Annotated in this window: 4 protein-coding genes; 2 read left to right on the top strand and 2 right to left on the bottom strand. The window is 54.7% G+C overall.

Annotated features, from left to right (window positions below; translation table 11 throughout):
* Positions 1-95 precede the first annotated feature (95 nt).
* Entirely contained in the window at positions 96-575 is a 480-nt protein-coding gene (locus FJ147_26115) for a hypothetical protein (protein ID MBM4259362.1), read from the bottom strand.
* Positions 576-816: 241 nt separating this feature from the next.
* On the opposite strand from FJ147_26115, the gene FJ147_26120 reads away from it, so the two are divergent.
* Both FJ147_26120 and FJ147_26125 read left to right on the top strand, forming a co-directional pair.
* Positions 817-1,002: a hypothetical protein gene (locus FJ147_26120; protein MBM4259363.1), complete on the top strand. Its 186-nt coding sequence runs from the start codon at positions 817-819 to the stop codon at positions 1,000-1,002.
* 195 nt (positions 1,003-1,197) lie between these two features.
* Positions 1,198-3,555, top strand: a complete 2,358-nt coding sequence (locus FJ147_26125; protein ID MBM4259364.1) for a hypothetical protein — start codon at positions 1,198-1,200, stop codon at positions 3,553-3,555.
* 115 nt (positions 3,556-3,670) lie between these two features.
* On the opposite strand, the gene FJ147_26130 is transcribed toward FJ147_26125, so the two are convergent.
* Complete coding sequence (locus tag FJ147_26130; GenBank protein ID MBM4259365.1) at positions 3,671-6,346, bottom strand: calcium-translocating P-type ATPase, PMCA-type; 2,676 nt, start codon at positions 6,344-6,346, stop codon at positions 3,671-3,673.
* Positions 6,347-6,824 lie beyond the last annotated feature (478 nt).

Genomic DNA, 6,824 nt, shown 5'->3' on the forward strand with positions numbered 1-6,824 from the left:
AAGCATGCTCCTAAGATCATCGCGTGTTCCCTTCTCTCTCCCTGAACTTGAGTTTCTCCCCACGACACGCGCCTATCTCAGCAGAACCCGCGAAATCATGAAAGATTCAGACCTTTACAGGGATGGGGCGGAGCGGCTGGCATTGCGGATTGGGGAATGCGGATTGCGGAATAGGGAAAGGCAAGTAAGGACTGAGAAGGAACGTGCGAATGCCACGTCATGTCGCCCAGTCGCCCGTGCGCCCAGTCGCCCAGTCGTTCTTGGGTCTGCGTCTCTGGCCGTTGCAGGGCCAGCACGGTCTCGTTTGGGGAGAGAAACACCGTGTAGCCTCGACCGCGCGCCAGATATTTGACCGACGCGTCGACTTGCCCACGATTCTCTTCAAAGTAGAACGGGAACACCGGATTGACGGCCGCGATATGGGGCTTGGAGGATGACGCCAATTGATCAACCGCTATCACTGGCTGTGGGGCTAGCGGTATGCTCTCGCGTACCGATCGTGGCACGCCACAGGTAGAGGTGAGAAGGGAGAGAAGAATCAGAATCAGCCCATAGCGCAATTGACAGAAGTTCACTGCGTTCGCTCCTTTTCGGTGGTAAAGGCCTCAGCACATGTCCGTACTGTTTGCTTCCTTAGGTAGGACAGGCTCTAATAGCGAACTCAGGTGTAAGCTGTCAAGGCAAAAAGTGCACTTTCAGTGCGTTGCCGGTCTCATTTTGGGCGGGTGGGTGGGCTAGTGGGCGGATGTTGGCCGGTAAACACTCAAACCGCTGAAACGTCTTGCGCTTCAACAGCTCTTCACGTAGACAACCTCTATGTCTACCACATCAGATCAAACGCTTCCGCGACTGCAACAGCTTCCGACCACGCTCGCAGCAGAAGGGGCGGTGCGGATCGAAATCGAAGAAGGCGTGCCAATTTTCCGCGCCTCCACTGTCGTCCAGACGAGGATTGAAGCGCTCCTTGCCAAGCAACAATCTAATTCGGAGAAGATGATGTAATCGAGTACGGAAGGTAGATCGCGACCTACGCTACTCTCGTGGGCTCTCAGAAAGGCCAGTTTTTCAATACGAACCCCGCCTTGCTCTTGACCCGATAGCAGGGGCAGCATAGCCTGCCGGTCGCGTCGGCGGTCGGAGCGATGATGAGGGTAAGGAGGAGACGCCGAGCGCACGCAAAAGGAGTGCCTTCTCGTTATGCTCCCTCGTGCCTGGATGGAAGCGTATCTGCGCTTTCTACTCAAATATCGCTGGCTAGTCTTAGCCGTGACGTTTGCCTTCACTGCCTTCCTCTGTTACCACCTTTCCAATGCCCGAATTCAGATGAACTTCCTTGACATCATTCCGCCCAATCATCCCTACACGCAACTGGCGCGTAAACATGCTCGTATGTTCGGTTCGGCGAACGTCTTGGTCATTGCGGTCGAGGCCAAGAACGGTTCGGTCTACAATCTCGAAACCCTCAATAAGATTGATCGTCTGACCCTGGCGGTGATGGAGACCAAGGGCGTGAACCCGTGGCAAGTCCGCTCGCTCTCGCATCCCTCGGTGCGCAGTATCGAAGTGACGAGTGCTGGTATCCGTGCGTTGCCGATTTTCTTTCCTGGTCCGCCCAAGGATGAGAAACAGGTGCAACGCATTAAGAAGCTCGTCTACACCAACGACGGCATCCTCGATTTTTATGTGTCGCGCGATGATAAAGTCGCGCTCATCACTGCCGGTTTTTGGGAATCGGGCCTCGACATTAGCTACATGACCGAACGACTGTTCAAGCTGCAACAGCAGGAGCGCGACGCGAACCATGAGATCCATATGACAGGCTTTCCCATGCTGTTCTGCTGGATCTTCAGTTATAAAAACTACGTGTTTGTCATCTCGGCATTGACCGTGTTGTCGATCGCGGTGTTGCTGTGGTTCTATTTTCGCACGTTTCAAGGGGTGTGGATTCCGTTGTTTTCCGGCGGACTGAGCACGTTGTGGGCGCTGGGGTTTGCTGGCTTGCTGGGGTTTACCATCGACCTGTTGATGATCGTGGTCTTTTTATTGATCACTGCCCGCGCGCTATCACATTCCGTGCAGTCGATGGAACGTTACCATGAGGAGTTTTATCGCTTGGGCGATAAGCAGGCGGCGATTATGCAATCCTACCTCGGCCTCTTCTCGCCAGCGCTGGTATCGATTGCGTCTGATGGCTTAGCGATCCTGAGCTTAGCCATTGCTCGTATTCCTCTGGTGCAGAAGCTCGCTGTGCTCTCCAGTTTTTGGATTTTTACCATTTCCATTAGCGTGGTGACCCTGCATCCGATCCTTTTGTCGTTTCTCCATCCGCCACGGTTCGATCCCAAAGCGGGGAGGGGTCTCTCTGATAAAATCTATACGGGGATCAATCGATCATTGGTGCAGCTCACCCGTGGCGATGCGCGCTACGTGGTGCTCGTCGGATTTGTCCTCGCGCTATTCGGCGGACTCTATTTTGCCCAGCAACTGAAGATTGGCGATGTCTCGATTGGCAAAGCCCTTTTCTATGCCGACCATCCGTACAATGTGGCCTATGATCGCATCATTCACAAAGGCTTCGCTGGCATTTCCTCACTCACCATTATTGCCGAAGGGCACGAGAAAGGGGTGTTTCGTAAGGTCGAATCATTGCATGCGCTCGAACGCTTGCAGCGGCATATGATTCAGCAGAATGCGATGGCAGGTGGCAGTTTCACCGCCGCCGACATGATTCGTCAAACCTACCAGATGCTAGAGGAAGGGATTCCCAAATGGGCCATCTTGCCATCGAATAAAACGGACGTTGGCAATATGTTGGGCTACTTGTTGTTATCGGCTGGCGCATCGGCGATGGATCGCGTGGTTGATAAGGAGATGCAGCATGCGACCGTGACGATTTTTTTTCGTGACTATTCGCACGATACGATCATGACCGCGCTGGAGCAAGCGAAAGCCTATATCTCCGTCAATCCAGAAACGGATCTCTCGTTTCAACTCGCAGGTGGGCTCTTCGGTATCCTGGCGGCGATCAATGACGAAGTCGAGTGGTCGTACCGGTGGAATTTGATCTTGGTGTTGGTGACGGTGTTTCTGCTTAGCTATCTCACCTATTGGTCAGTGACGGCAGCACTGATTGTGATGATCCCGTCGATCATCGCTCAACCGCTGACGGAGGCGATCATGTATTGGGCAAACATCGATATGAACATTAACTCCTTGCCCGTCGCTGCTATCGGTATCGGTATCGGTATCGACTACGGCTATTACGTGCTGTCGCGCATCACTGAGGAGTACCCCCGGTTCGCTGATGTCGATTTGGCGATCGAGGAAGCGTTGATGACGACCGGACGGGCCATTTTGTTTACCGGCACGACCCTCACTGCCAGTGTGATCTTTTGGCTCTTCTTTCCCATGCGCTTTCAGGCGGAAATGGCGTTACTGCTCACGCTGATTCTTTTCCTTCACATTGTTGGGGCGTTGTTGTTCATTCCGGCGATGGTGTCGCTGCTAAAGCCGAAGTTTGCGATGGGGAATCGTGGCGCCAGCGCGGAGAAATGAGGAGAAGAAAACCGCACCCCTGGCCCCTCTCCATAACTGGAGAGGGGGCAATCTAAGGGCAGGATGAGGGTAGGTGAAGAGAGGACCCGATGGGTGAGGTCAGACACTTGGTTCATCACTCCCTATACAACCACCCACGACGTACCAGCCATTTTTCGATTTCAACCCCAATAAATACCACTGACGAAAGTGCGAGACTCAGCGCCAGTTCTGACATCGACAACGGTTCGGTCTTGAAAATGGCGTTCAGCAGCGGCACGTAGATCGTCGCCATCTGGAGGGTGAAGGTCAACGCAACAGCACCTAGGAGGGGCAGGTTAGACAAGGGACCTTGTTGAAAAAAAGATTCTCGCTCTGAGCGAATCGCTAACACGTGTCCCATTTGCGAGAGCGTCAGTGTCGTAAACACCATCGTTTGCCAGTGTGCTGACCCAGTGTGATATGCCCAGGCTTGCGTCACCAGGGAAGCACCACCCATCAGCAGTCCAACCCAGACGATATGCTGCCACAAGCCATGCGCAAAAATGCTCTCGCGTGGTGGTCGTGGTGGGCGCTGCATAATGGTGCGTTCTTCTGGCTCTGCTGCGAGTGCCAGGCCTGGGAGACCATCCGTCACCAGGTTTATCCACAGGATATGTATAGGCAGCAGCGGAATCGGCAAACCCAGAAACGGCGCGAGGAAAATCGTCCAGATCTCTCCGGCATTACTGGTCATGGTGTATTTGATGAACTTACGAATGTTGTCGAAGATACGCCGCCCGGCACGTACCGCCGCAACGATGGTAGCGAAGTTGTCGTCGAGTAACACCATGTGTGCGGCTTCGCGGGCGACATCTGTGCCCGTGCGTCCCATCGCGACGCCGATGTCTGCCCGCTTGAGCGCTGGCGCGTCGTTCACCCCATCCCCAGTCATCGCGACAAACTCGCCCTTGTCCTGCAAGGCTTTGACGATGCGAATTTTCTGCGCTGGTGCAACACGTGCATAGACGCGGATATGCGCCGCCCGCTGCGCGAACGTCTCTTCCGACAGGGATTCGAGTTCCTGGCCAGTCATGACGGTGGCATCGTTGGCAATAATTCCTAGCCGCCTGGCAATGGCGCACGCGGTTGCGGGATGGTCACCAGTGATCATGACCGGTGTGATACCAGCAGACTGACATTGTGCGACGGCAGCTTGCGCTTCGTGGCGTGGCGGGTCCATAAGTCCCACTAAGCCGATACACGTCAGCCCGGTTTCGACATTGGTCGGCGAGAGGCTGGCCGGCAATTGGGGCCACAGACGAAAGCCGAAGGCTAAGACCCGTAACCCGTCCGTGGCCATGCGTTCAGCAACCTGCAAAATATGTGCTGGGTCAAGTGTGGTGGGTCCACTTGGCGTAAACAATTTGTCACATTGCTTCAGCAACTGCTCGGGAGCACCTTTGCTGAAAGCGATCAGGCCTTCAGTATGTGGGTGAAACGTCGTCATGCATTTACGGTCGGAATCGAACGGCAACTCCGCTACCCGTGGTGCGCGAGCCCCACACTGTGTGTGATCATAGCCTGCACGACGGGCGGCGTCATAGAGTGCGACTTCGGTTGGGTCTCCGACAATCTCCTCATGCTCTCCTTGTGTGGCATCGTTATTGGGTGCTATGGCTTGATACAGTAAGCGCAGGGGTTCACTGTTTGCATGAGCAGACGGCCTTTCTTTTTCCACTTGCCCGTCGACATAGATTTGTTCAACCTGCATGGAATTCTGCGTCAGGGTGCCGGTCTTGTCCGAGCAGATATACGTGACCGACCCCAAGGTCTCGACAGCGGGGAGTCGTCGCACGAGGGCGTGCTGGCGGACCATCTGACGTGCCCCTAATGCCAGAGCAATGGTGATGACCGCCGGCAGTGCCTCGGGAATCGCAGCCACGGCTAAACTGACGGCAGTGAGGAACATCAGCGTAATCGGTTTGCCTTGCAGTACACCCACGGCGAAAACGATGGCGCATATCGCCAATGCCGCCAGGGCGAGCCGTTGGCCGAATTGCGCTAAGCGCTTTTGTAGTGGCGTTTTGACCTCTTCTTCACTACTCAGCAGTGTGGCAATTTTCCCCAGTTCTGTATGCATGCCGGTGGCGACAACCACACCGCTCCCACGACCATAGGTCACAAGGGCGCCTTTGTAGGCCATGTTGTGTCGATCTCCCAGTGGCAGATTGGGGTCGGTCAGCGCGGGAACACCTTTCTCCACTGGTACGGATTCGCCAGTTAACGCCGCTTCATCTACCTTCAATTGAACAGCTTCTATCAGCCGCAAATCGGCAGGGATGAGGTTACCGGCTTCGAGGAGTACGATATCGCCAGGAACAATCTGTGATGAGTCGAGCGTGAGTACGTGTCCGTCACGTCGAACGGTTGCGAACGGTGCGGCGAGTCGTTTGAGTGCGGCGATTGCTTGCTCGGCACGATACTCCTGCACGAAGCCCAACACGCCGTTGAGCAAAACGATCACCGCAATGGCGATGGTATCTTCTGGTGCGCCGACAAACCCAGCAATGACCGCAGCAGCGAGCAAGACGAGAATCATGAAATCCGTGAACTGATCAAGAAGGATTTGCCACGGCTGGCGTTGACGTCGTTCCTCAATTGCGTTAAAACCGTAGATACTCCGCCGTTGTGCTACCTCTGCTGCACTGAGGCCAGAAGTACGGTCGACATTCAGTTGTCGAGCAACCACTTCTGCAGATGCAACGTGCCATACTCTCTCTTCAGAGGCTGTCGTGAGTTCCGGTGTTTTTTGTGGCGTTCCATTTTTCATCGCCCCCAATATCGCACCTGTCAGAGATCTCTGCAAAAGGCAGGCTGTGCACTGGGTCGCTCAATCAGACCACAGCAGAGAGGTCCAACAGCAGTGTCACCCTGAGTGCAACGACGGGTCTCTCAGGAAGATTCTTCGCGGAGTTTATCCTGAACCTGTCGAAGGGCTCAGAGTGACAGGAACGAGAGGTCTGAGCGTCACGTGTACGACTGTTCTGTGGTCCGATTTCGTCCGCATTATGCAAGTCGGGGCGCGAAAGTCTCCCTGTCGCAAAAAGTGGAGACATATGCTGGCGAGTTCCCATATGGAACGGGAGATGCATGCACGAGATCCTGTCGATCATGAGAATATAACAGGACTTACGCTTTGGACCTTAACAAGCCGTGACATGAGGGTTTTGTAGTTCAGCGCGAAGGTAATGACTAAACAAACTCTCCCGCACGGCATACAGGGTCTGGCCCAGTTCTTGAGCTTTCAC

The organism is Deltaproteobacteria bacterium, assembly GCA_016874775.1.
GTDB lineage: Bacteria > Desulfobacterota > Binatia > Bin18 > Bin18 > VGTJ01.